21 protein-coding genes are annotated in these 25,270 nt (G+C 67.4%); 3 read left to right on the top strand and 18 right to left on the bottom strand.

The window, feature by feature from the left end; all coding sequences use genetic code 11:
• Positions 1 to 24: 24 nt before the first annotated feature.
• Genes ACOOHP_RS12270 through ACOOHP_RS12255 form a run of 4 tightly spaced genes read right to left on the bottom strand, consistent with a single transcriptional unit; the run spans position 25 to position 6,240 of the window.
• On the bottom strand, positions 25 to 3,171 hold the full coding sequence (locus ACOOHP_RS12270; protein ID WP_420466980.1) for an efflux RND transporter permease subunit: 3,147 nt from the start codon (positions 3,169 to 3,171) through the stop codon (positions 25 to 27).
• Entirely contained in the window at positions 3,164 to 4,399 is a 1,236-nt protein-coding gene (locus tag ACOOHP_RS12265) for an efflux RND transporter periplasmic adaptor subunit (RefSeq protein ID WP_420466709.1), read from the bottom strand. The genes ACOOHP_RS12270 and ACOOHP_RS12265 overlap by 8 nt, the downstream gene beginning before the upstream one ends.
• Positions 4,400 to 4,440: 41 nt before the next feature.
• A complete protein-coding gene (locus tag ACOOHP_RS12260; RefSeq protein ID WP_420466708.1) occupies positions 4,441 to 5,805 on the bottom strand; it encodes a TolC family protein in 1,365 nt (454 codons plus the stop codon).
• An 18-nt stretch (positions 5,806 to 5,823) separates the two neighbouring features.
• Positions 5,824 to 6,240: a hypothetical protein gene (locus ACOOHP_RS12255; RefSeq protein WP_420466707.1), complete on the bottom strand. Its 417-nt coding sequence runs from the start codon at positions 6,238 to 6,240 to the stop codon at positions 5,824 to 5,826.
• Between the two features lie 118 nt (positions 6,241 to 6,358).
• Between ACOOHP_RS12255 and ACOOHP_RS12250 the strand changes: the two genes are divergently transcribed.
• Positions 6,359 to 7,723 (top strand): alkaline phosphatase PhoX, encoded by a 1,365-nt coding sequence (locus ACOOHP_RS12250; RefSeq protein ID WP_420466706.1) that lies wholly within the window; start codon positions 6,359 to 6,361, stop codon positions 7,721 to 7,723.
• Positions 7,724 to 7,859: 136 nt separating this feature from the next.
• On the opposite strand, the gene ACOOHP_RS12245 is transcribed toward ACOOHP_RS12250, so the two are convergent.
• The 6 genes from ACOOHP_RS12245 to ACOOHP_RS12220 form a co-directional block, all read right to left on the bottom strand.
• On the bottom strand, positions 7,860 to 8,438 hold the full coding sequence (locus ACOOHP_RS12245; protein WP_420466705.1) for a DUF4396 domain-containing protein: 579 nt from the start codon (positions 8,436 to 8,438) through the stop codon (positions 7,860 to 7,862).
• Between the two features lies 1 nt (position 8,439).
• Entirely contained in the window at positions 8,440 to 8,862 is a 423-nt protein-coding gene (locus ACOOHP_RS12240) for a heavy metal-responsive transcriptional regulator (protein WP_420466704.1), read from the bottom strand.
• A gap of 53 nt (positions 8,863 to 8,915) precedes the next feature.
• Positions 8,916 to 12,107 (bottom strand): efflux RND transporter permease subunit, encoded by a 3,192-nt coding sequence (locus ACOOHP_RS12235; protein WP_420466703.1) that lies wholly within the window; start codon positions 12,105 to 12,107, stop codon positions 8,916 to 8,918.
• Positions 12,104 to 13,321: an efflux RND transporter periplasmic adaptor subunit gene (locus tag ACOOHP_RS12230; protein ID WP_420466702.1), complete on the bottom strand. Its 1,218-nt coding sequence runs from the start codon at positions 13,319 to 13,321 to the stop codon at positions 12,104 to 12,106. The genes ACOOHP_RS12235 and ACOOHP_RS12230 overlap by 4 nt, the downstream gene beginning before the upstream one ends.
• Positions 13,314 to 14,600, bottom strand: a complete 1,287-nt coding sequence (locus ACOOHP_RS12225; RefSeq protein ID WP_420466701.1) for a TolC family protein — start codon at positions 14,598 to 14,600, stop codon at positions 13,314 to 13,316. The genes ACOOHP_RS12230 and ACOOHP_RS12225 overlap by 8 nt, the downstream gene beginning before the upstream one ends.
• Before the next feature lie 88 nt (positions 14,601 to 14,688).
• The gene (locus ACOOHP_RS12220) at positions 14,689 to 15,087 is read right to left on the bottom strand and encodes a hypothetical protein (RefSeq protein WP_420466700.1); all 399 of its coding nucleotides are present in this window, start codon (positions 15,085 to 15,087) and stop codon (positions 14,689 to 14,691) included.
• Between the two features lie 155 nt (positions 15,088 to 15,242).
• On the opposite strand from ACOOHP_RS12220, the gene ACOOHP_RS12215 reads away from it, so the two are divergent.
• A complete protein-coding gene (locus ACOOHP_RS12215; protein ID WP_420466699.1) occupies positions 15,243 to 16,652 on the top strand; it encodes a pseudouridine synthase in 1,410 nt (469 codons plus the stop codon).
• Here the strand turns inward: ACOOHP_RS12215 and ACOOHP_RS12210 are convergent.
• Genes ACOOHP_RS12210 through ACOOHP_RS12195 form a run of 4 tightly spaced genes read right to left on the bottom strand, consistent with a single transcriptional unit; the run spans position 16,633 to position 20,125 of the window.
• Positions 16,633 to 17,373: an SDR family NAD(P)-dependent oxidoreductase gene (locus ACOOHP_RS12210; protein WP_420466698.1), complete on the bottom strand. Its 741-nt coding sequence runs from the start codon at positions 17,371 to 17,373 to the stop codon at positions 16,633 to 16,635. The two genes, ACOOHP_RS12215 and ACOOHP_RS12210, sit on opposite strands and share 20 nt — an antisense overlap.
• Positions 17,374 to 17,422: 49 nt before the next feature.
• Positions 17,423 to 18,082 (bottom strand): HAD family hydrolase, encoded by a 660-nt coding sequence (locus tag ACOOHP_RS12205; protein ID WP_420466697.1) that lies wholly within the window; start codon positions 18,080 to 18,082, stop codon positions 17,423 to 17,425.
• Complete coding sequence (gene ubiG / locus ACOOHP_RS12200; protein ID WP_420466696.1) at positions 18,079 to 18,780, bottom strand: bifunctional 2-polyprenyl-6-hydroxyphenol methylase/3-demethylubiquinol 3-O-methyltransferase UbiG; 702 nt, start codon at positions 18,778 to 18,780, stop codon at positions 18,079 to 18,081. Before ubiG ends, ACOOHP_RS12205 begins: the two co-directional genes overlap by 4 nt.
• Before the next feature lie 13 nt (positions 18,781 to 18,793).
• The gene (locus ACOOHP_RS12195; protein ID WP_420466695.1) at positions 18,794 to 20,125 is read right to left on the bottom strand and encodes a TRZ/ATZ family hydrolase; all 1,332 of its coding nucleotides are present in this window, start codon (positions 20,123 to 20,125) and stop codon (positions 18,794 to 18,796) included.
• A gap of 64 nt (positions 20,126 to 20,189) precedes the next feature.
• Here ACOOHP_RS12195 and mtnA point away from each other — a divergent pair, with 64 nt between their 5' ends.
• A complete protein-coding gene (gene mtnA, locus ACOOHP_RS12190) occupies positions 20,190 to 21,197 on the top strand; it encodes an S-methyl-5-thioribose-1-phosphate isomerase (protein ID WP_420466694.1) in 1,008 nt (335 codons plus the stop codon).
• Between the two features lie 174 nt (positions 21,198 to 21,371).
• On the opposite strand, the gene folD is transcribed toward mtnA, so the two are convergent.
• The 4 genes from folD to ACOOHP_RS12170 all read right to left on the bottom strand — a co-directional run bounded on the left by folD (position 21,372) and on the right by ACOOHP_RS12170 (position 25,246).
• The gene (folD, locus tag ACOOHP_RS12185) at positions 21,372 to 22,241 is read right to left on the bottom strand and encodes a bifunctional methylenetetrahydrofolate dehydrogenase/methenyltetrahydrofolate cyclohydrolase FolD (protein WP_420466693.1); all 870 of its coding nucleotides are present in this window, start codon (positions 22,239 to 22,241) and stop codon (positions 21,372 to 21,374) included.
• 246 nt (positions 22,242 to 22,487) lie between these two features.
• Positions 22,488 to 22,970, bottom strand: a complete 483-nt coding sequence (locus ACOOHP_RS12180; RefSeq protein ID WP_420466692.1) for a hypothetical protein — start codon at positions 22,968 to 22,970, stop codon at positions 22,488 to 22,490.
• A 300-nt stretch (positions 22,971 to 23,270) separates the two neighbouring features.
• Complete coding sequence (locus ACOOHP_RS12175; RefSeq protein ID WP_420466691.1) at positions 23,271 to 23,663, bottom strand: hypothetical protein; 393 nt, start codon at positions 23,661 to 23,663, stop codon at positions 23,271 to 23,273.
• Between the two features lie 296 nt (positions 23,664 to 23,959).
• A complete protein-coding gene (locus tag ACOOHP_RS12170) occupies positions 23,960 to 25,246 on the bottom strand; it encodes a tetratricopeptide repeat protein (RefSeq protein ID WP_420466690.1) in 1,287 nt (428 codons plus the stop codon).
• Positions 25,247 to 25,270: the final 24 nt, after the last annotated feature.

Genomic DNA, 25,270 nt, shown 5'->3' with positions numbered 1-25,270 from the left:
TGAGAAATGCGGGCTAGCCCCGCTCTACATCGCTGCGCTCGGCGATAGCGCCGACGGCTGCGGCGCTGGGGCGGCGCGACGACCCACCACCCGGTACAGCGCCGGCAACACCAGCAAGGTCAGCAGGGTGGAGCTGAAGATGCCGCCGATCACCACCGTCGCCAGCGGGCGCTGCACCTCCGAACCGATACCGGTGTTGAAGGCCATCGGCACAAAGCCCAGTGCGGCGACCAGCGCGGTCATCAGCACCGGGCGCAACCGGGTGAGCGCACCGATGGTGATCGCCTCGTGCAGCGGTCGACCGGTATCGAGCAGCGACTTGATGAAGCTCATCATCACCAGGCCGTTGAGCACCGCGATGCCGGACAGTGCGATGAAGCCCACGCCGGCCGAGATCGACAGTGGAATGTCGCGTAGCCACAGTGCGAGCACGCCACCGGTCAGCGCCAACGGCACGCCGCTGAAAATCACCAGCGCCTCGCGCAGCGCGCCGAATGCGAGCCACAGCAGCCCGAGAATCAGCGCGAGCGTGGCTGGCACCACGATGGCCAGACGCCTGGACGCAGACTGCAATTGTTCGAAAGTGCCGCCGTAATCCACCCAGTAACCCGGGGGAATCTTGACCTGTGCCTGCATCCTGTCCTGTACCTCGGCGATGAAAGAACCGAGATCGCGGCCACGCACATTGGCGGTCACCACTACGCGACGCTTGCCCTGTTCGCGGTTGATCGCATTGGGGCCCAGACCCAGTTCCACTTTCGCCACTTCGCCGAGCGGCACATAACCCCCGCGCGGCAGCATCACCGGCAGCCGCGTCATCGCGTCCGGGTTGCTGCGCAGCGCTTCCGGCAGACGCACCACGATGGCGCTGCGCCGGTCGCCCTCGTAGAGCAGTCCGGCGACCTCCCCGCCGTAGGCAGCCGCCACCAGCGCCTGCAGATCTGCGACGTTGAGGCCGTAGCGCGCCAGCACCTCGCGACGCGGTGTGACGGTGAGTATCGGCAGGCCGGTGGTCTGCTCGGTCTTGACGTCGGCAGCGCCCGGCACCGCGCCGAGCACCTGCTCGATTCGTGTTGCGACTTCCGCGAGCCTGTCCAGATCATCGCCGTAGACTTTCACGGCGACGTCGGAGCGTACCCCCGAGATCAGCTCGTTGAAGCGCATCTGGATCGGTTGGGTGAACTCGTAGTTGTTGCCGGGCACGCTGGCGGCGAGGCGTTCCAGATCCTCAACGACCTCGGCCTTGGATTTGCCTGGATCCGGCCACTGACTGCGGTCTTTCATCATCACGAAGGTGTCGGCCACGTTCGGCGGCATCGGATCGTTGGCGACTTCCGCGGTGCCGATCTTGGTGAAGATGCGTTGCACTTCCGGCGCGCGGCTGAGCGTGGCTTCGAGCTGCGTCTGCATCTGCACGGCTTGAGTCAGGCTGGTGCCGGGGATGCGCAGCGCGTGCAGCGCGACATCGCCTTCGTCCAGGCTCGGCATGAACTCCGAACCCATGCGCGTGGCAAGCCAGCCGCAGGCCACCACCAACACCAACGTCAGCACCAGCAGTGGATAACGCAGGCGCAACGCCAGTGCCAGCAGCGGCGCATAGCCACGTCGTGCCGCTCGCATCGGCGCGTTGTCGTGCCCGGCAACCGGAGTGCGGATCAACAACGCGACGGCGGCCGGTACGAAGGTCAGCGACAACAGCAACGCAGCGGTCAGCGCAGTGACCACAGTGATCGCCATCGGGTGAAACATCTTTGCCTCGACGCCGGTCAGCGCAAAGATCGGCAGGTAGACCGCGGTGATGATGCCGACGCCGAACAGGCTGGGGCGGATCACTTCGTTGGTGGCGTGGAAGACGACATCGAGGCGCTCGCGCTCAGTCAGTCTGCTGCCACCTGCCGTGGCCAGACCGAGCCGGCGCAGACAGTTCTCCACGATGATGACGGCGCCATCCACGATCAGGCCGAAATCCAGCGCGCCAAGACTCATCAGGTTGGCGGAGACTTTTGTCTGCACCATGCCGGTGAAGGTCATCAGCATCGCCATTGGAATGACCATTGCCGTCAGCAGTGCGGCGCGGATGTTGCCGAGCAGCAGGAACAGCACCACGATGACCAGGAGCGCGCCTTCCAGCAGGTTGGTCGTAACCGTCGCCAGGGTCTTTTCGACCAGCTTGGTGCGGTCGTACACCACGTTGATCGTGATCCCCGGCGGCAGGCTGCGCTTGGCTTCTTCCAGCTTTTCGGCGACCGCCCTGGCCACCGTGCGGCTGTTCTCGCCGACCAGCATGAACACGGTGCCGAGTACCGCCTCCCGGCCATTGTGGGTGGCAGCGCCAGTGCGCAGCTCGGAGCCGATGCCGAGGCTCGCGACATCGCTCACGCGCACCGGCGTGCCGGCGTGTTCGGCAATCACGATGCGCGACAGGTCCTCCAGACCCGTTGCTTGCCCTGGCAGCCGGATCAGTTGCTGCTGGCCGTTGCGCTCGATGTAACCCGCACTGCGGTTGTCGTTGTTCTGCCCGACCGCACGCACCACGTCGCTGATGCCCAGACCAAATGCGAGCAGGCGGCCCGGGTCGGGCAGGATGTGAAACTGCCGGTCAAAGCCGCCGATGCTGTTGACCTCCACCACGCCAGGCACGCGCAGCAATTGCGGACGCAAGATCCAGTCCTGCGCCTGGCGCAGATCGGTCAGCGTGATTGCGGTGCCGTCTTCGTTCGTCGCGTTGGGCGCGGCGTCCACGGTGTACACGAAGATTTCGCCCAGGCCGGTGGCGATGGGTCCGAGTTGCGGTTCCAGTCCCGACGGCAGCTTTGACTGCAAGGCCTGCAGCCGCTCCGAGATCAACTGACGTGCGAAGTACAGGTCGGTACCGTCCTCGAATACCACCGTTACCTGCGACAGACCGTAGCGCGACACCGAGCGCGTGTACGCCAGCTTCGGCATGCCGGCCATCGCGGTTTCCACCGGATACGTCACCCGCTGTTCGGCTTCCAGCGGCGTGTAGCCGGGCGCTTCAGTGTTGATCTGCACCTGCACGTTGGTGATGTCCGGCACCGCGTCGATCGGCAGGTGCTGGAAGCTCCAGATGCCGACGCTTGCAAGCGCGAACACCAGCACCAGCATCAGCCCGCGGCGGCGGATCGCGAAGCGCAGCAGCGGTTCAATGATCATGGCTGGCGCCCGACTTCTCGATGTCGGCCTTGATCAGGTAACTGTTCCGGCTGACGTAGTCGGTATCCGGCTTGAGGCCGCCGAGCACCTCCACGTACTCGCCGTCGCTGCGCCCGAGGTCCAGCATGCGCACCTCGTAGGTCTCGCCGACTCTGGCGAACACCACGGTGAAGTCGCGGAAGCTTTGCAGCCCGGAAGTCTTCACTGCCAGCGCCACCTCGCTGCCACCGGTGAGCACCTCGGCGTTCACGTGCAGGCCGGGCGGCCAGCCTGCATCGCCGGCTTCGAACTGCGCCCAGGCTTTCAGTGCCTGGCTGGCATCGCCACCGGTAGGCGCGATGCGCACGATGCGACCGGTGGTGCTGCGTTCGCCGTCCACCGCGCTCAGGCGAAGTTGCTGTCCGACCTTCAAACGCCCGAGGTCGCGCGGGAACACCGACAGTTCAGCCCAGACCTTGGACAGGTCACTGACGGTGAACAGCGCCGATGCACCGGCCTGCTCGCCCGGGTTGGCGTTGCGCGCGGTGAGCGTGCCGGTGATCGGCGAGGTCACCGCGTAGAGCTGCAGGGAATCGTCGGACTCCACGTGCGCCAGAACCTCACCGGCCTTCACGGGGTCGCCGATCGACTTCGTAACGCTCTTGATCGCGCCGGGAAAGCGCGCACTCACCGCACGCACGGCGTCGGGATTCGCGGTGATGCGCCCGAACAGCGGCAGTACATCGCGGATCATGCGCGGCGCAGCTTTCTCGACCACGATACCGGCAGCCTCGGCGCTCGCAGCGGCAATGCGCACGCGGCCTTCGTAGCTTTCGTAGTTCCAGCGATGGGTTTGGCCCGCATGTTCGGCGCTGACCACCACGTCGAACGAATGCGGCTCGGTGACCACGCCGTCGCCGCGCAGAAAGTCCCCCTGCGGGGCAAAGCGGAACAGGTTCTTCTCGCCGTCCAGGCGGCTGAGTTCCACCGTGAGCGTCACGGTCTCCGGCGCCAGCGGCTCGCCCTGGCGGGTGACCCAGGCGCGGTACTCGGGTGGCACGCCGTCTTCGATGATCGCAAGTTCGACGGTGAAGTCATCATGCCGGAGCAGGCGGCCGCTGTTGGGGCCTTTCTCGATGGGCTCGGCGGCCTCGTCGTGGCCCTGTCCGTGGTCATGACCATGCCCGTGCTCGTCAGGCGCGCGGCCGCAGGCGATCAGGCCCAGGCTGAGCAGGAGGACGGGCACGGCCCATCCCGCAGTGCGGTGTGCGATCCCGGAAGAAATATTCATGGCTGACTCGATTCGGCACGGGCGACGCCCGGCGAGGGTACGGGCGCGCCGGTGAGGCGCTGGATTTCGATCAGATTGCCGTGGAACCCGGCGGCGGCCTGGATCAGGAGACGGTGCTGCGTCGCCCACTCGATCTGCGCGTTGCGCAGTTCCAGCAGCGAATAGCGGCCACGCTCGTAGGCGAACCGGGTTTGTTCGAGCGCCTCCTCGACGGCCGGCAGCACGCGCTCGCGCTGTGTGTTCACCTCCAGCCGCGCGTGATTGAGCTCCTGGTAGAGCTCGTACAACTGCGCCTGTGCCAGCAGCATTGCCTGCTCGCGATCGGGGCCGATCTGCTCGATGTGCGCTTCGGCCTCGGCCAGATTGCCGCGCTCGCGTGAGCTTGCGAACAGCGGCAGGGACGCCGAGAACACCAGGCCGAGATCGTCGCTGTTTTCCAGTCGACGCAGGCCGGCGCCCAGCCTCAGCCCAGCGGTGCGCCGCGCCTGCGCCAGGCGCAGTTCGGATTCGCGCAACCGCGCCGCACTGGCAAAGCGCAGTACATCGGGCGCGGCCTGCAAGCGGGCGAGCAGCACCTCGAAGTCGGCCACCGGCGGCAGGGTCATGAGATCGCCCTCGGCCGGGCCGAAGTCGGCCTGCATGCTGCCGATGGCGGCGGCCAGATGACGGCGCGAGGACAGCAGTTCGTGCTCCGCGTGTTCCTCTTCGAGCCTGGCGCGCTCCAGGCTCACCCGCGAACGCGAACGCTCGGCCAGCGGCGCGCGCGCCGCTTCGACCCGGCGGGTGACCTCGTCGAGCGTCTCCTGCGCGAGGACCGTGGCCTGGTGGGTGATGCCGAGCTGCGCCTGATCGGACAGCACGTGGACGAAGCGTCGCGCGACCTCTGCACGCAGATCGAGGCGCGCGATTTCGCCAGCGCCGATCAGCAGGTCGCGTTCTGCCGCAGCCCTGTCCACGCGCCGGTCAAGCAGGCCGCCGCGCTCGATCAACTGGCTGAAGCTGAGGGTGGTCTCCGCGCCCGTATAGCCGGACAGTGCCCCGGTGCCAAAGGCGTTTTCCACCGTGAGTCCGAGTTCGGGCGACGGCTTCAATCCGGCCTGCAGATGGCGCGCTTGGGCCGCACGCTCACGCGCGCGCCAGGATGCGAACAAGGGATGGTGCGCCTCGGCGCGCTGCAGCACCTGCACCAGGGTAATGGGCGCAGTGGTGCGATCAAGCGGTGCTGCGTCGGCTGCGCGCGCATCGAGTATGGGCAGGTACGCCAGCAGCATCGCGGCGCAGATCAGGCGCGTGCGCGCCCGACTCGAAATCGGTAGCGGAAACATGAAGCCTCCCGGACAGGGATGAACGAGCGTCCGCATGGCGCGGACCCAGGCGGTTCAGGAGGCCGGCAGAGGCGGGCCGCGCAAGGGCGGCAGACGTCGATGTGGAGACCAGGGGATCAGCCACGGCAGATTGCGTGCGCGTGGTAATTCGCGGGTGAAGAACAGCAGCGCAAGCCATAGCGCGGACAGCAGCACTAGCGGCAGATCCAGACCGGGATTCGACGGCTTGTTCAAGAGGTCGCCGGCCAGCGGCACGTCGACATCGCTGTGCACCTGATCGCCGGCGTGGTGGTTGCCGTGATGACCGCCATGGTGGTCGGCGTGATGATTCCTGTCGGTCACGTGCAGGCTGACCGGCGGTTCGCTGCCGTCGAAGCACAGATGCAGATGCGCGCCGCCCGTTTGCACGAGCAACATCGCCGCACAGATCAGTGCGATCAGGCAGACGTGTAAATGGGTGCGGTGCTGCATGCCGTCTAGTGTAGCCGCGACCGCAAAACTTCCTCCAGACGACATCCGGAAGTCATGGCCACGTCACGTCCGGTTGGCCCAATGAGCTAGGTTCCTGGCCTTGCGTGCGCGCTCTCAGATGACCCACTACCACCGGCGCGAGGTGCTGCGCATGCTGTTCCTGGGTGCCGCAGGCGCCTGGGTTGGCCTGGCGCCCGCGCTCGCGGAAGACACGTCGAGCCCGCACGACGAGTTCTCCATTCCACCGGGGCCGTTGTCCGGCATCGGCCCGCTGGTGGATACCGGAATCGACGGCATACAGGCGCCGCGGGGCTTCGGCTTGCGCGCGGTGGCCCGGCATCTGTTCGATCCGGTCAGCGGTCGTTTCGACCCCTTCGGTATCGGTGGTCATCCCTGGCACAAGGCCCCCGACGGCGGCGCCTGCTTTGCTGTGCCTGACGGTGGTTGGGTGTATGTGTCCAACTGCGAATCCAAGTCGGTCGGTGGCGCGAGTGCACTGCGCTTTGACGTTTACGGGAATGTGGAAGCGGCCTATCGGGTGCTGGACGGCACGCGGCGCAACTGCTCCGGGGGCGCCACGCCCTGGCAGACCTGGTTGTCCTGCGAAGAGATCGTCGATGGCCTGGTGTTCGAATGCGATCCCTTTGGCGGGCCAGCCAGCGCGCGCTCATGGCCGGCCCTGGGCTGCTTCAACCACGAGGCGGTGGCGGTGGACCTGCACAGCCGCTCGCTGTTTCTGACCGAGGACGCCTGGGACGGGCGCCTGTACCGCTTTCAATCCGCGGCGCGGACGAGCACCGCCTCGGGTGATCGTCTGGACCTGGAGAACGGACGACTGCAGGTGCTCAACGTATCCGGTTACGAGGACGGCGGTTACGCACAGAACAACTTCGACGCACGAACCCTACACGCCGCACGATGGGTGGACGTGCCGGAACCGCAGGCGCCACAGGCGCAGGTGCGCGCCACGCGACTTCAAGATCGACTGAGCGTACCCGGCACCGTATTCCGCAGCGCCGAAGGCATCTGGGTGCACACGCTGCCGCCAGCACAGCAAACCGTCCCGCCGGGTGGTGAGCGACCCAGCCGTGCGTTCGTGTTCTTTGCCTGCAAGGGCGACAACCGCGTGTACGCGCTGGATATCGACAACGGCCTGATCGAGACCGTGTTCGACAACACCCTGGAAGCGCTGGCGGTCCACGACGTCGATGGACTTGTGGTCAGTCCAGCCGGTGACATCGTGGTGTCCGAGGATGGCGCGGCGACGCGCTTGATCGTGCTGCGTCCGGGGCAGGGCGCGGTCACCCTGCTGGCGGCCGGCCATGCGCGCTCCGAACTGACCGGGCTGGCGTTCTCGCCGGACGGCAGCCGGTTGTATTTCAGCTCGCAGCGCGGTCCGAACCTGCCGCTACGATCCCGCGGAACCGGGGTGACCTACGAGCTGAGCATTCCGGCGCGTTTTCGCGCAGCCGGACCGGCCTGAGGTCGGGGCGTGCGCTAGCTGTGGGCTGGGCTTGATGCGCGGAGCCGCGCGTTCGAACCGCCGGTTGCGCGAGCCGCGGTGGGATAGCGCGCCTCGCGATCCCGCCTGCGAAGACGGCGATCCGCGCACCTTCAACTCAGTGGCAGGGCTTCTTGATACTGCGCTTGAGCAGCCACCAGTTCACCGGCCAGGCGGCGACGAAGCCGGCGGGCAGGGCGAGTGCGTAGCCGATCCAGAACTGCGGCGCGAGGATCGAACCGGCGGTGACGCCGCCGACGTGGTAGTCGGTGAAGTTCATCGCGAATTCCATCACCGTGATCGAGATCGTCTCGCCCAGCCACAGGGTCTTGAACGCGGCGCCCCAGCGCATGCCCTGCTTGACCAGCGGCCACAGGCCCAGGGTGTAGCCGCTCGCGAAGCCGAGCGCGGTGGCCAGCGCCATCGTCGCCCAAGGGTTCAGGCCGAGGCTGACGCCGATGGCCAGGCCGACGAACTCCCCGATCGCGCAGCCGCTCAGGCAGTGCAGGGTGGCCGAGGTGGTGAGACCGGCCATCGAGCCGCCGTGCGCGCCGTGGCCGTGATGGGCGTGAGGCGCAGGCGCGGCGGGCGTGTGCGTGTCGCAGACGTGTTCCGTCGGCGCGGCCTTTTTGGGCGCGTGGCAGCAGGCGTGATCGCCAGAGGAAGGGCTGGGATGAAGCGAGTGGGTGCCGGACATGTCATTTCTCCAGGAGGGTCTTGAGCGAAATCGCCTGCACGCCCTCGATGATCGGGCAGCCGGCGAGAGGACCGTTGCCGCAGCACTGTTTTTCCAGCGCGACGAGCGCGTCGCGGATGGCGGACAGCTCGCGGAGCTTGCGGTCGAGGTCGTCGATTCTGGCTCTGGCCCGCGCACGTACCTGGTCGCGCCGGCCGCCGCCGTCCTGCAGGCGCAGCAGTTCCGCGATGTCCTCCAGGGTGAACCCCAGCGCCTTGGCCTGGCGGATGAAGCGCAAGCGTTCGACGTCGGACGCGGCGTACAGGCGGTAGCCGCTGGCGGTGCGCTGCGCGCGAGACAGAAGTCCTTCCCGTTCGTAGTAGCGCACGGTGTCGATGCCGACGCCGGCGGCCTTGGCGGCAAACCCGATGGTGTGCTGTGGCATGGCTCGAATCTCCAAACTCGCGATCATGCTGCGCTCTGGACCCAGGTCCAGAGTCAAGCGTTCGCGGACACCCGCAGCGCGCGCCGGTGGATCAGCAGGTACACCGCCGGCACCACGAACATCGACAGCAGCGGTGCCGTGATCATGCCGCCGATCATCGGCGCGGCGATGCGCTGCATCACCTCGCTGCCGGCACCGGCGCCGATGAACAGCGGTACCAGGCCGGCGATGATCACCGCCACGGTCATGGCCTTGGGCCGCACGCGCAGCACCGCGCCCTCGATCAGCGCGGCGCGCAGATCGGGCTCGGTGTGTAGCTCACCGCGCTCGCGGCGATCCGTGATCGCATGATCGAGATAGATCAGCATGATCACGCCGAACTCGGCGGCCACGCCCGCCAGCGCGATGAAGCCGACGCCGGAGGCTACCGACAGGTGATGACCGAGCGCGTAGATCAGCCAGAAGCCGCCGACCAGCGCGAACGGCAGGGTCGCCATGATCAGGGTCGCCGACGCCGCGCTGCGGAAGGTCAGGTACAGCAGCAGGAAGATGATGGCGAGGGTGAACGGCACCACGATTTTCAGACGTTTGGAGGCGCGCTCCAGGTATTCGAACTGACCGGACCAGGCGACCGAGTATCCGGCCGGCAAAGACGCTTGCTCGGCGACCGCCTGTTTGGCGTCCGCGACATAACCACCCAGATCGCGGCCGCGAATATCCACGTAGATCCAGCCATTGGGCCGCGCGTTCTCCGACTTGATCATGGGCGGGCCGTCGGTGATCGCGACGGTAGCAATGCTGCCGAGCGTGAGCGTCTCGCCGCGCAGGGTGACGATGGGCAGGTCGCGCAAGTCCTGCACCGAGTCGCGCAGCTCGCGCGGGTAGCGCAGGTTGATCGGGAAGCGTTGCAGACCTTCCACCGTCTCGCCGATGTTCTCGCCGCCGATGGCGATGCTGACGATGCGCTGCACGTCGGCAATGCTCATGCCGTAGCGAGCGGCGGCGATGCGATCCGGCCTTACCTCGATGTAGCGACCGCCGGACACGCGCTCGGAAAATGCGGAGACGGTGCCCGGCACCTGCTTGACCACCGCTTCGATCTGCGCGCCGATCTGCTCGATCACCTTGAGGTCTGGGCCCGCGATCTTGATGCCGACCGGCGACTTGATGCCGGTGGCGAGCATGTCGATGCGATTGCGGATGGGCTGCACCCAGACATTGCCCATGCCGGGAATCTTCAGCGCCGCGTCCATCTCCTCGATCAGCTTGTCGCTGGTCATGCCCGCGCGCCATTCGGATTGCGGTTTGAGCATCACCGTGGTCTCGACCATTTCCAGTGGCGCCGGATCGGTCGCGGTTTCGGCGCGGCCGAGCTTGCCGAACACGCGCTGTACCTCCGGAAAGGTCTTGAGGATGCGGTCGGTCTGCTGAAGGATTTCCGCGCCCTTGCCCACCGCCAGGCCGGGCAGCGCGGTAGGCATGTACAGCAGATCGCCCTCGTCCAGCGGCGGCATGAATTCGCTACCCAGTTGCGCGGCCGGCCACAGCGTTGCGAGTGCGATGAGCAACGCGATCAGGAGCGTCATGCGCGGATGTGCGAGTACGCGCTCGATCAGAGGCCGATACAGCACGATCAGCACGCGGTTCAGCGGATTGGCGGTCTCGTCGACGATGCGGCCGCGGATGAAGGCGACCATCAGCACCGGGATCAGGGTCACGCTCAGGCCCGCGGCCGCAGCCATCGCGAAGGTCTTGGTATAGGCCAGCGGCGCGAACAGACGCCCCTCCTGCGCTTCGAGCAGGAATACCGGCACGAACGAGACGGTGATGATGAGCAGGGAGAAGAACAGCGCGGGGCCGACTTCGGCGGCCGCATCCGCTATCGCGGATACGCGGCGGGAATCGGGAATCGGGAATCGGGAATCGTTGAAAGCAGGATTCTCGGACTCCATGGACGTGCTTGTGTCGTCGTGCCGACTCCCGAGCGCTTCAAGGCGCTTGTGCGCATTCTCGATCATCACCACCGCCGCGTCGACCATGGCACCGATGGCGATCGCAATGCCGCCCAGCGACATGATGTTGGCGTTGATGCCCTGGGCGTGCATGACGCTGAAGGCGACCAGAATGCCTACCGGCAAGGTGATGATGGCGACCAGCGCCGAGCGCAGGTGCCATAGGAAGATCATGCAGACCAGCGCCACCACCGCAAACTCTTGCAGCAGTTTGAGCGACAGGTTTTCCACGGCGCGCTCGATCAGCGCTGAACGATCATAAGTCTCGATGATCTCCACGCCCGCCGGCAGGCTCGCTTTCAGCACTTCGAGCTTGGCCTTCACCGCCGCAATGGTGGCGCGCGCGTTCTCGCCCGAGCGCAGCACGATCACGCCGCCCACCACTTCGCCTTCGCCATCCAGCTCGGCAATGCCGCGTCGCGTTTCCGGGCCGAGCTGCACGCTGGCGACATCGCGCACCAGAATCGGCGTGCCGTTCTCACCCAGACCGACGGGTGTGGCGCGAAAGTCGTCCAAGGTTTTCAGATAGCCGCGCGTGCGCACCATGTACTCGGCCTCGGCCAGTTCCAGCACCGAGCCGCCGGCCTCGCCATTGGCGTCCTGAAGCGCCTGTATCATCGTCTCCAGCGGGATGCGATACGCGCGCAGCCGGTCCGGGTCGAGCACGATCTGGTACTGACGATTGAAGCCGCCGAGCGTGGCGACTTCGGCGACGTTCGCCACCGACTTGAGTTCGTATTTCAGAAACCAGTCTTGCAGCGCACGCAACTGGCTGATGTCATTTGTCCCGGTGCGATCCACCAGCGCGTACTCGTAGATCCAGCCGACGCCCGTCGCATCCGGCCCCAGCGCAGCGCGCGCGGTCGGCGGCAGGCGGCCCTGCACCTGCGACAGGTACTCGAGCACGCGCGAGCGCGCCCAGTACAGATCGACGCCGTCCTCGAACAGCACGTAGACGAAGCTCTCGCCGAACAGCGAATAGCCACGCACCGTCTTGGCGTACGGCACCGACAACAAGGTCGTCGTGAGCGGGTAGGTGACCTGATCCTCCACGACCTGCGGTGCCTGCCCCGGATACGTCGTGCGCACGATCACCTGCGTGTCGGACAGATCGGGCAGCGCGTCGAGCGGCGTGTTCAGCGTGGCGTAGATCCCCCAGGCGGTGATCAGCGCGGTGCCGAGCAGCACCAGGAAGCGGTTGTGGACCGACCAGTGGATGAGGCGCGCGATCACGGTGCGTTCTCCATGCCCATGCGGTTGTAGGCACCCAGCAGACTCGCCTCCGAATCGATCAGGAACTGCCCCGACACCACCACCTGCTGCCCTGCCTGCAGACCTTCGAGTATCACGATCTGGTTTTCGCGCTCCGGCCCCAGCACCACCTCCACCGGGCGATAACGCCCCTGCGCTTCGGCAATCAGCACCACGTTGCGCGTGCCGGTGCGGATCACCGCTTCACTCGGCACCAGGGTCACGTCCTGCCGCGCGCCGCCGAACAAGGTTGCGTCCGCGTACATGCCGGGTTTGAGCGCGCCGTCGGCGTTATCGAAGGCCAGGCGCACGCGCAGGCTGCGCGTGCTGCTGTCGAGGATCGGATAGATGTAATCCACGCGACCCTCGAACACGCGACCGGGCAGGGCCTTGAGCCGCGCCTCGGCGGGTCTGTCCATGCCAACCCAGCTCGCCTGCGCTTCCGGCACGTCCACCACGATCCACACCTGCGACAGATCGGCGATGCGCATCAGCGGCATGCCCGGCGAAATCTGTGCGCCTTCGCGCAGCATCAGCTCGGTGACGACGCCGGATTGCGGCGCGCTGATGGCCACGCGCTGCTGCGCTCCGGGCTTGCCGCCACTGACGCCGAGCAGACGCAGGCGCGTACGTGCCGCGTCGATGAGCGATGCGTCGCCCAGCCGCGTTGCCAGCGCCAGTTCTTCCTGTGCGGCGAGCAGCTCGGGCGAGTAGATGCCGGCCAGCACCTGACCGCGCGTGACGACATCACCGACGCTGCGCACGTTCAGTTGCTCCACCCAACCACCGGCGCGCGCTTCCACCGCGACGATGCGGCGCTCGTCCACCATCACCGTCCCGACCGCGTCCACCCGCTGCCAGAACGTGCCGGTGGTCACCGCCGCGGTGCGCATGCCCAGGTTCTGCGCCATGCGCGGATCGATCTCGACCACGGTGCCGGGCTGTTCGCGCATGCCGCCAGCCATCGCGACATTGTCGATGCGCTTGCTCAGCTTCATGCCGCAGATCGGGCAGTTGCCCGGATCGTCCTGACGCACCTGCGGATGCATGGCGCAGGTGTAGTAGACCTTGCCCTGCGTGTCGGTCATCTTCGTGAGCTGATGCTTGTGTGGCGTCATGCTCTGCGCGTACCACCAGCCACCGGCGGCAGCGGTGACGATGACGGCGGCCGAGACCGCGAGTGCCTTCTTACTCATGAATAGTCTCCGCTGTGTCTGCGTAGGCGCCGAGATACTCAAGCTGCGCGGCGTGCTTGGCCGCGTCGTGCTGCAGTTCAAGACGGGTCATCTGAAGTTCAAGCGTGGCGCGACGCGCTTCGAGCACCTCGCGCAGCGCGTTGCGACCCGCGCCCCAGCCGGCTAGCGCTGCCTCGACGCGATGCGCGCTGTCCGGCAGCAAGCTGTTGTTGTAGGCATCCAGGCGCTCGTACAAGCGCTCGCTGTCGTGGTAGTTCAGCCGTGCCTCGGCCTGCAGTTCGCGCAGTGCGTCCTGCGCCGCAGCGTCCGCCGCATCGCCGCGTGCCAGCGCCGCAGCCAGTCCGCGGTCCTGGCGATTGCGTGTGAATACCGGCAGGTCGATGCCTACCTGCACGCTGACCATCTCGGAAAATGCAGGGCGATCCGCGTAGGCCAGTTCCACACGCCAGTCCGGGGCGTAGGCCGCCCTGGCGAGTTCTGCGCCGGTTTGGGCCGCCGAAATTTGCACCTCAAGGCTGGCGAGCTGCGGGTGCATGCGCACGCGCTCCAGCACCTGCGCCAGGGTCGGCAGTGGCGGTGCCGGAAGATCAGGACACACCGGTCGGAACGCGGCCTCGCCGATCCAGCGCGACAGGACGTTGCGCGCATGACCGATGCTCTGCTCGGCGCCGGCCACGGCGTCGCGCATGCGCCCGACCTCAACTCTGGCGCCCAGCAGTTCGGCCTGTGTGGCGCTGCTGGTTTTGAGCGCAATCTCCACCGCCTGCATCTGCGCCTCGGCCTCGCGCAGGCTGGCGCGGTTCAGCAGCAGCGCCTGCTCGAAGCGCCACAGCTCCAGCCAGGCCAGCGCGGTGTCGCGGCGGATGCTGCGCTCAGCGAGTTGCGCCTGCGCGTCGAGCCGCTGCGCCTCGCGTTCGTTCAAGGCCCCGCGCAGGCGACGCTTGGCGGCGCGCGGAAATTCCTGCGTGAAGCCGACGGTGAGCTGGGTGTCGCTGTCGCGGGTGAAGGAACCGGCGTCGTCGCTGTTGATCGGCAGGCCCTGCACGCCCAGGCTGAGCTGCGGGTCCGGCAACTGTCCGGCAGCGACGGCCGACTCGCGTTCCGCACGCGCCTGCGCGTTCAGGGCTTCGAGCAGGGGCTGGCGGGTGACCGCCAGTTCTTGTGCGGCGTCCAGGTCCAGCGCGATGTCGCTGTCATCCGCAAATGCAGCGGGACCCGTCAGCGCGCCAAGAATGGCGAGTAGCACGCGCGGGTTTCGCGCGGCGAGAAAAACAGACATGGGAGAACCTCATCTTCGACAGGCTTATCGAGCGCCGTTGTCGGCGCGGATCAGATTCGGGGCAGGTGCCCCGGTCGAAGCGCGGCAGTTACAGCCGCAATCTCTGCGTGCGCAGATACAGATCGGTCCCGTAGAGACCGTGATCGCGAGGCACGTACCAGCCCGGGTCATTGACCTGGGACGGCAGCACGAAGGCGAGTAGCACCGGCGCCAGGACCGGCGACACCGCCTGGGGCTGGTAGTCCGGCAGCTTGGCGCCGGCGGGCAGACCGCCGCTGTGGTCGCCGGGGCCGGCGGCGATCTCAACCACCGGCTGGCAGCAGCCGACTTGCTGCGCTGCGTCTGGGTTTGCGGGTGCGACCTCGTCCGGATCGCAGCAGCAGTGCTGCTGCGGCGGGCCGCCCATCATCAGGCAGGAAAACGCGGTTCCGGCCTGCGGGGTCAGGCTGGCGATGACGAAGAACAGGGCGAACAAGCGGCGCAACATGGCACTATCGTACGCGCTGTCGGCGCCGGATGGGCGGCCCGAAGCCGCTGAAGCTTGTGTCCTTTCGTCCCTGCGCGAGCCATGCAACCCGCCAGGCGCGGCGCGACCTCATGCGAAGATGTCGATCCTGCAGTCTTTCCACGTCTTGTCAGTCCATGAGCGAACGCATCCAGAAACTGCTGGCCACCGCGGGTATCGCCAGCCGTCGCGCGGTCGAAGAATGGATCGCGCTGGGCCGTATCACCGTCAATGGCCGACCGGCAGAGGTCGGGCAGAAGATTGCGCACGACGATCATGTGCGGGTGGATGGCCGGTTGGTGGCACTGGCGCGCAAGCCAGCGGCGCCGCGCGTGCTGCTGTTCCGCAAGAAGACCGGCGAGCTGGTGACGCGCGACGATCCGGAAGGTCGCCGTACTGTGTTCCGCAAGCTGCCGGAACTGGAGACCGGGCGCTGGATTGCGGTAGGCCGGCTGGACATCAACACCTCCGGCCTGTTGCTGATGACCAACGATGGCGAACTGGCGCGGCGCCTGACCCATCCCAGTTTCGAGATCAAGCGGGTCTACGCGGTGCGCGTGCTGGGCGAATTGACCGACGACATCCGCCGGCGGCTGCTGTCCGGCGTGCAGCTCGACGACGGCCCGGCCCGGTGCGAGAAGCTGGTCGACGTCGATCCGCCGGACCTCGAAGTCGGCGAGCCGGGCGGCGCCAATCGCTGGTACGAGGTGACGATGGGCGAGGGGCGCAACCGTATCGTGCGGCGCCTGTTCGAAGCCGAAGGCTTGCAGGTGAGCCGCCTGATCCGCATCGCCTACGGCCCGGTGGTGCTCGGTCGCGGCATCAAGGCCGGCAGTTATCGCGAGGCGACGGCCGAGGAGTTGAACGCGCTTCTGCAGGCAGTGCGCATGTCGCCGTTGCCCGCGCCAGCTCGCGGCGCCAAGCGCAGCGTACCGCGGCGGTCGCGTGGCGAGATCGACGACGACGTGGAAGTGAGGCAGGTGCCCGCTGGTAAGCGCGCAACCGCAGGGTCTGTGCGCGGAAATGCATCGGAGCCGTCGCGAGCGCGGCCGGCAGGCACGCGCACCGAGGCCCGGGACGAGCCCCGCAAGCCCGCTCCGGCGCGAGATGCGCGACCGCAGTCTGCGGGTCGCAGCAAGCACCGCACCGCTTCGGCTGCAGGTTCGGTGGGCGAAGCTGGCGGCGCGGCGTTCAAGCCTGGCCGCGCGGCGTCGCGGCGTGCGCGCCCGGTGGCGGAAGAGCCGGTGCCGCCACCGCGTTTCGAGCGTGCCGATCGGGCCGCCCGACGTGCGCCGGAATCTTCCCGGCCAGCCTCGTCTACGCCCGGCGGCGGCCGCCGGGAGTCTCGCGCGGGCGGCGGGCATGCAAAGGGACGAGGTCGGGCGCCGTCGGTGAAGGGCGATTCCATGGGCTCCTCGCAGCGCCAGGGCGGAGCGGATTCCAGAGCTGCGGCCAAGTCCGGGCCGCGATCACCGTCCGAGCCCGGAGGCAGGCCCGGGGGCAAGCCGGGTGCTGCGCGCAGGCCGCCTAAAAAGCCCGGCCGCTGATGCCGCGGGCGTCGCCACCGAGCAGCCACAGCAGACGCGATAGACGCGTCTCCGGCAGCGGCACGTCGTGCAGGACCTCGGCGGCGTAACCGCGGGCGCGCAGCGCGGTACGCATCGGTCCGGGATCCACCGTGTTGAACCGCAGGTTGGCCTCGTGCTTGAGCTCCAGCGCAAAGCCGTTGGCCAATGCCTCGGCGGCGCGCTTGGCGATGCCGTAGATGCCGTTGTAGGCGCGTACCTTGCGGCCGCCTTCGTCAGTGACCTGGATCACCGAGGCATCCGCCGACTTGCGCAGCAACGGCAGGCACAGCCGGGTCAGGGCATAGGGGGCGGTCAGGTTCACCTGCAGGCTGTCCAGCCATTCGCGCGGTTCCAGGTCCTCCAGCCGCGAAAAGCCCTTGAAGTGCGCAGCCGCGTGGACCAGGCCGTCGAGGCGGCCGAAGTTCTGTTCGAGCGAGGCGGCGAAGGCTTCGTACTCGGCCCAGGTCGCGGTCATCAGGTTCATCGGCAGGATCGCCGGCTGCGGCCCGCGGGCCTCGACGATGCAGTCGTAGGTGGCTTCGAGCTTGCGCACGGTGTGGCCGCTGAGCACCACGGTGGCGCCCAGCGCGGCGCAGGCCTGTGCCAGCGCGCCGCCAAGACCGCCGCCGGCCCCGGTGATCAGGATCACCCGCTCCTGCAGCAGATCGGAAGCGGGGCTGTAGCTGAAGTCGGTGTCCATGGCAGTTCCGGTGGTGTGTCGGCGGACCTCGCCGAGTCGGGCGCTGGTGTCAGGCGTCCAGCAGGGTGCGCAGATCTGCGACGCTGGCCACGACATGATTCGCCGGCCAGTCCTGGATTCGCGTATCGCCGAGGTAGCCCCAGCCGGCAGCGATCGAGGGCATGCCGGCGGCGCGCGCTGCATCGATGTCGCGCAAGTCGTCGCCGACATAGACGCAGTCGGCCGGCTTCAGGTGCAATTGCGAACAGGCCAGAAACAACGAGTCGGGCGCGGGCTTGGGGTTGGGGGTGCTGTCGCCGCTGATGATGCAGGCCGCGCGGGTGCCCAGGCCCAGGGCCTCCATCAGGGGATGGGTCAGCCACGCCGCCTTGTTGGTGACCACGCCCCAGCGCAGGTGCTTCAGTTCCAGCGCCAGCAGGAATTCGGCGATGCCGGGGAACAGTCGCGTATGCAGCGCCAGCTGACTGCGGTAATGGGCCAGAAAGCTGTCGCGATGCGGCGCGTAGTCGGGGTGCTCGGGCGTCATGCCCAGGGCCACGCCGAGCAGTCCGCGCGCGCCGGACGAGGCGACGCTGCGATAGTCCGCCAGCGGCAGCGGTCGCAGGCCGCATTCGGCCCGCACCTGGTTGGCGGCATGGCCGAGATCCGGCGCGGTATCGGCCAGGGTGCCGTCGAGGTCGAACAGCCAGGCTTGCGCGATGCCGCTCATGCGGGGCGCCGACCGTGCATCAGATAATTCACGTCGATGTCGTCGGCCAGGTTGGCGGACTTGAGCAGCGGGTTGTAGCGCAGTCCTCGCAGCAGCTGCGTCTGCAGGCCGGCGTGACGACACCATTCGGCGAGTTCGGACGGGCGGATGAACTTGGCGTACTCGTGGGTGCCGCGCGGGATCAGGCCCATCACGTACTCGGCACCGACGATGGCCAGCGCAAAGCTCTTGGGATTGCGGTTGATGGTGGAGAACACCACGTCGCCGCCGGGCCTGACCAGTTGCGCGCAGGCCTGCACCACGCTGGCCGGATCAGGGACGTGTTCCAGCATTTCCAGGCAGCACACCAGATCGAAGCTGGCAGGTGCCTCGGTGGCGAGTGCCTCGGCCGCGCTCAGGCGGTAGTCGATGCTGAGCCCGCCGATGTGCGCGTGATGACGCGCCACTTCCAGCGCGGCTTCAGCGAGGTCGATGCCGGTGACCTGTGCGCCGCGTGCCGCCAGCGCCTCGCTCAGAATTCCGCCGCCGCAGCCGACGTCGAGCGCGCGCTTCTCCTTTAGTCCGCCGCAAGCCTGATCGATGAAGCGCACCCTTGGGGGATTGAGCGCGTGCAGCGGCCCCATCTCGCCCTTGGGGTCCCACCAGGTGGAAGCCAGGCGATCGAAATGGGCGATCTCGGAAGTGTCGACGTTGGTCATGAGTCGCGACTGTTCAGTTGCGGATGCGTTGGCGCCATTCGACGGCCTTGGCCAGCACCTCGGTTTCGTCCAGGGTCAGCAGACGCCGCTCGCGCATCAGTGCGCGGCCGGCGACCCAGACATCGCTGACGTCGCCGCGCCCGACGGCATAGACCAGATGGGACACCAAGTTATAACAGGGCGTCAGATGCGCGGCGTTCATCTGTACCGCGATGAAGTCAGCGGACTTGCCCGCCACCAGCGAGCCGATCTCGGCGTCCCAGCCCAGCGCACGCGCGCCGCCAAGCGTGGCGGCATGCAGGGCTTGGGCGGCCGGAAAGGCCTGCGCGCTGCCGGACACGCCCTTGGCCAGCAGCGCGGCGGTGCGCATTTCGCCGAACAGGTCGAGGTCGTTGTTGGAGGCCGCACCGTCGGTGCCCAGCGCGACGTTGACGCCCGCGTCCAGCAGCTTCGCCACCGGGCAGAAGCCGCTGGCCAGCTTGAGGTTGGATTCCGGACAGTGGGCGACATGCACGCCGTAGGTGGCTGCCTCCGTGATTTCCTCATCGCTGAGCTGGGTCATGTGCACGGCGACGAAATCCGGCCCCAGCAGACCGAGCTCCTTGAGCCGCTGCCAGGGCCGCTGACCGCTCTGCTTGACCGCTTCGGCCACTTCGAACGCGGTTTCGTGCACGTGCATGTGGATGCCGATGCCCAGTTCGTCGGCGTAGGCGCGCACTCTTCGCAAGGGGCCGTCGCTGACGGTGTAGGGTGCGTGCGGGGCGAACATCGTGCGCAGCAGCGGGTTGCCGCGCACCGAATCGTGCACCGCGATGCCCTTGGCAAAGTACTCGTCCGGTCCGGCCGCCCAGGCGGTGGGAAAATCGATGACGATCAGGTTCACCGCGGCGCGCAGCCCGGCGGCGCCGCAGACCTCGGCGGTGGCGTCGGCAAAGAAATACATATCGTTGGCGCAGGTGACGCCGCCGCGGATGGACTCGACCGTCGCCAGGCGCACACCGTCCACGCAGAACGCGCGCGACACGTGCTGGCCTTCCGCCGGCCACACGTGGTTCTGCAACCAGTCCATCAGTGGCAGATCGTCGGCCAGGCCGCGCAGCAGCGTCATCGCCAGATGGGTATGCGCGTTGACCAGGCCGGGCATCAACGCGTGCTGCGGCAGTTCGCGGGTCTCGCGCGGCGCATAGTGCAGCCGCGCCTCGGCGACCGGCAGGACCGCGACGATACGACCGGCGTCCACCGCCAGCGCATGGTCCTGCAGCACCACGCCGGCTGGCTCCGCCGGCACGATCGCGGCGGGAATCACCAGCAGGTCGATGGTTTGTGTCGTCGTTGGATCAGCCACGGGATGTTCGTGCGCGGTCGGTAGAATCCTTGTCATTCTACCGGCAAGCCCCAGTGACTCCCGCATGAGCCTCCTCGTTCAGAATCAAGGCATCCAGCCCATCGTCTGGGACGCCGGTGTGCTGCGCCTGCTGGATCAGCGCGAACTGCCGTTGCGCGAGGTCTGGGTGGCGTGCCACAGCGCCGCCGACGTCGCCGCGGCCATCCATGGCATGGCGGTGCGCGGTGCACCGGCGATCGGGATTGCGGCCGCCTACGGCCTGGCGCTCGATGCGGCCGCGCAGCGTGATTACGACGACGCCGAGCGGGTGCTTGCGCAATCCCGCCCCACAGCGGTCAACCTGCGCTGGGCGCTGCAGCGGATGCGCGGCCTGGGCACCACCGACGCTGCCGCGCTGCTGCAGGAAGCACAGCGCATACACCACGAGGACCTGGCGCAGAACCTGCGCATGGGCGAACTCGGCGCAGCGCTGATCGAGCCGGGCTCGCAGGTGCTCACCCATTGCAATACCGGTGCGTTGGCCACCGGCGGGCACGGCACCGCGCTGGGCGTGATCCGCAGCGCGTGGCAGCAGCACAAGCTGGCGCAGGTCTACAACACCGAAACCCGACCGTGGCTGCAGGGCGCGCGCCTGACCGCCTGGGAGCTGCTGCGCGACGGTATCCCCACCAAGCTCATTGCCGACGGTGCCGCCGCCCACCTGATGCGCAGTCGCAAGATCGACTGGGTGATCGTGGGTGCGGACCGCATCGCCGCCAATGGCGACACCGCCAACAAGATCGGTACCTATGCGTTGGCCATCGCCGCGCGTCATCACGGTGCCCGGTTCATGGTGGTGGCGCCTAGCGGCACCTTCGATCCGGGGTGCGCGGACGGGCAGGCCATTCCCATCGAGGAACGTAGCGCACGCGAACTGACCGAAGTGCAGGGCAAGGTCATTGCGCCGCCCGGCATGCAGACCTGGAACCCGGTGTTCGACGTCACCCCAGCCGGGCTGATCGACGCCATCGTGTGCGAGCGCGGCGTGTTGCAGGGGGACTACGCAGCAGGTATCCAGCGGTTGATGGGGTAGCCCGCGAGCATGACTTCTGACGCGGATCGCGCGGATGAACGCGGATCAAAAAGCGTCGTAGCCCGGGTGCAACCCGGGGCTTCTGCTTCTCGCGGAGACAATCCCCCGGTTTCACCCGGGCTACGCGACTAGGTGTTGCCTGATCCGCGTTCACCCGCGTCCGAAAAATATTTCTCAGATCGCACGCAGCGACGCTTCGCGCATCTGCGCTGCGCTGATCGTATTGGCCATCAGCATGGTCACCGTCATTGGGCCGACACCACCGGGTACCGGTGTGATCCAGGCCGCGCGTTCGGCGGCCGCAGCGAACTCCACGTCGCCACACAGCGTGCCGTCGGGCAGGCGGTTGATGCCGACGTCGATGACGATCGCACCGGGCTTTATCCAGTCTCCCCGCACCATCTGCGGTTTCCCCACGGCGGCGATCACGACATCGGCGCGCGCCACTTCCTCGTCCAGCGCGCGGGTGAAGCGATGACAAACCGTGGTGGTGCATCCCGCCAGCAGCAGTTCGAGTGCCATCGGCCGACCGACGATGTTGCTGGCGCCGACCACCGTGGCACGCAGGCCATGCAGATCCACGCCGGTGCTGCCGAGCAGCTCGATCACGCCGAACGGCGTGCAGGGCCGCAGCACCGGCTGGCGTTGCGCCAGGCGTCCGAGGTTGTAGGGGTGAAAGCCGTCGACATCCTTGTCGGGACGGATGCGTTCGATCACCGGCGTCGCGTCGATACCCTTGGGCAGGGGTAGCTGCACCAGGATGCCGTCGATGCCATCGTCGTCGTTAAGCGCATCGACGGCGGCGAGCAGGGCGGGCAGATCGACGTCGGCTGCCAGCTCCACCGGCACCGAGCGGATACCCAGTGCCGCGCAGGTGCGGCGCTTGTTGCGCACGTAGATTTCCGAGGCCGGGTCCTGGCCGACCAGCACGGTGGCCAGCGCCGGAGCGCGTAAACCCGCTTCAAGGCGCGTCTTGACCGCCAGCCCAAGCTCGCGTTGCAGACGCGCGGCGACGGCCTTGCCGTCAATGATCTGGGCACTCATGCGCGGTCGATGTCCTGGTCGGGCGCCGCGGCGAACGCGGTGCGGCCCGAGATGTTCCGGTTGAAGAAGGCGAGGGCCGGAAGTGTAGCGGGCTGTCGTCGCCCCGGCGCTAGCCTGAATTTCTCGAAGGGGGATCGAGCGATGGCCGGAGGATCTCTCGACAGTCCGTTTCGGTACCGAAGTCGAAGAACTTTGTGCGGACTGGCAATGGCGAGGGATTCTCCGGCGACCTGTGAGAAACGCAGGCTAATCGAAACGCAGCGCCGCCAGCAGTGCTCTGGCCGCATTGCGGTCGCCCAGCCACTCCTGGCTGGGAACCGCGAGGTAGAACAGGCGGAAATTCTCGCCATGCTGCGCCACCAGTTGCAGCACGTGACGCGGGTGGCGGTTGCCGCGCATGGGTTCCTTGAATACCGAGACCAGGCCCTTCCAATTTTCGCCACCCAGTTCGAAGCGTTCCAGGGTGTCCTGATAGTCGGCGCCGATGCACGCGATCATGCCCGCGGTCTTGCTGATGTGTTCAAGGCTGCGGGTGCCGGCCGGATGCAGGCTGGATTCGGTCAGGGAGGCGCCGGTGGGGCCGGTCAGGGTGAAGTCCGGATGCGCCATCCGCCAGTTGGCCGGGACGGTGAACGAATAGCCCTTGCCCGCGTTGGAAATAGTTTCCGCCCAGCCGATCGCGGGCACCGACAACAGGATCAGGCAGCAGGTCAGACGCGAGACGGACATGGGGACTGGACTCCAGAGACGCGGCATCTTAGCCGCAGGCTCGTCGCCAGTCGTGGGTGCTGGTGGCGGGGCGTCGCGACCCAGCCGACCGGCGGCTCGTCGGCGTCTCGCGGTCGTTTTTCCAAAGTGGTCGCCAACCCGGTCTCTGCCACGGGCGCCTTGAAAACTCCGGCTTCAGGGAATAGGGGGCGAGCCCAAAAAGTGCCGCCGGCTGCTACGGAGAAGGGGAGCCACCGGCGGCGATCGGGAAATCGTGTCGCGCTCGCGGGAGATCGGTGCTCCCGCGAGCGCGGCGTAAGGCTAGCGTGTCGCAGGCAGCAACCCGGGCAGCGTGGTTCCTGGCTGGCTCCGCGCGCTGGCCGCCGCCACCGCAAGCCGCGGGTTGGTCCTCAGTCCCGGATTGGCCAGCACCACCAGCGGGGTCAGGAGGTTGTCGATCACCGGGCCGCCAAAGGTCAGCAAGGGTCCGCGCAGACCGTTGAGCAGCGGATTGATCAGACCCAGCAATGGCTCGGTCGACAGCAGCGGAATCGGAATGCCGACGATGGGAATGTAGGCGGTGCCGCCGGGCAACAGGCCCTGGACCAGCGGGCCCAGAACCGGAATGCGGCCGATGCCGGTACCGGCGGGCGCGGCGTTGGCGGTGCCCATGGCGGTGCAGAGCAGCGTAGCGATGGCGAGTTTGCGAAGCATGATGGTGATGATCCTTTTCGGTCGTTAATGGGTACGAGCTTTTCGCCGATGCCACCAGCGAACTCCTCAGGGTTCTTCACGCAACTTCGCGGCGTTTGGTTCCCGCGATGACTCGATCCGGTTCGCCTCCGATCACGCGCGCGAGTTGATCAGTCGATCATGTTTCTGATGCAGACCGGTCGCCCCCGCCGATCGAAACCGGGGCGCATCCCGGCCATGCAAAGGTGCGGGTGCCGGACGCGCGAAACCCGCTGTGTGTTGCACCCGAGCAGCGCAGGTCGGAGCTCGACGCAAAGTCAGAATTGCAGGCGCAGTCCAAGACCGAACCGCTCGCTGACATAGGAGAAGGCCGACTCGGTGGAGTCGTTCTCCTGACGGGTGAATTCCAGCAGGGCCTCGCAGCAGGCCCAGGGCGCCCAGCCCAGTGTGGTGCCGACATCGAACGCACGGTCGCGCCGATCCGCCTCGTAACGACTGTGCAGGTAGCGCGTCCATACCCGTGCCGACCAGCGTCCCCAGCGCGCCAGCGCACGCAGTTGCACCAGGTCCTGCGGTGGCGACAGGGCGCTGGAGCGCCGCCGGTTCTCCAGATGGCGATAGCTGGCCTGCAGATAGACCGACTCGAAGCGGTGCTGGTAGCCCAGACCCAGGCCGTACTGCCAGCCTTCGACCGGCTCGGCGTTGTCGTTGAGAGCGTCCAGCCGCGTGGCGTTGGCCTCGGCCTGCAAGGTTCCGGACTCGCCTTCGATCAGCGGCGCCAGGGCGCGCAGTTCCATGCTGCGTTGGTAGCCGCGATCGCCGACCGTCAGTGCGCCGACGTTGAACTCCATGGTGAACGGTCCGCGCCAGTCCAGGCCGGCTTCGGTGGCGCCCAGATCGGCATCGTCGAACTCGTCGTAAGCCATCAGCAGGCCGTTGAGGTGATAGCCCAGGCCGTCGACCCAGCCTGCCAGCGAGCCGGCCGCGCCCGCACGAAGATCCCAGTAATGATCCTGGGTGGAGGTGGCGGCATCGGCGATCGCGCCAACCGGCAGGATCACGTTGCTGTCGTGACCTCGCAGGACCTGGAGGCCTGTTTGCACGGCACTGGCCTGGTTCGCCGACGGCTGGCCCAGCGCGCTGCGCGCCAACTCGCGCAGGCCCGGGTCGGCGGCGCGCTCCACGGTCAGCCGGAACCAGCCACGCGCGGCGGTCTCGTGCCCGGCCGCCAGCTCCACCAGCCCAAGATTGTAGTGCGCCAGGTCGGCCAGTTCGGGGTCTTGGGACGCCGCGGTAAACGCCCGCCGCGCGCGATCATGGTGACCGAGCCGGTAATGCACCACACCCAGATTGAAATGCAGCCGCGGGCTGTCGTCACCCTGGGCCCGCGCCTGCTCGAAGCGCTGCAACGCCAGGTCGAAACGGCCGGCGCGCGTGTGTTCGATGCCGACATCGAAGGGGTCCGGCTCCTGACCATGAGCCGGTGATATCAGCGCGATCGCGATCAGCAGCGTCCGGGCCAGACGCCGCCACCCGATGTCCGCCTCAAGTGTCAGACGGTATCGTCGCGCGATCGACGCTCGCTGCCACGGCCCCGACCTCATGCGCCGAGCAGTACCGAGCCGGGC

Origin of the sequence: Panacagrimonas sp., assembly GCF_965216805.1 — a bacterium.
In the GTDB taxonomy this organism is placed as follows: Bacteria; Pseudomonadota; Gammaproteobacteria; order Nevskiales; family Nevskiaceae; genus Panacagrimonas.
This window is presented reverse-complemented; position numbering and strand designations above follow the sequence as displayed.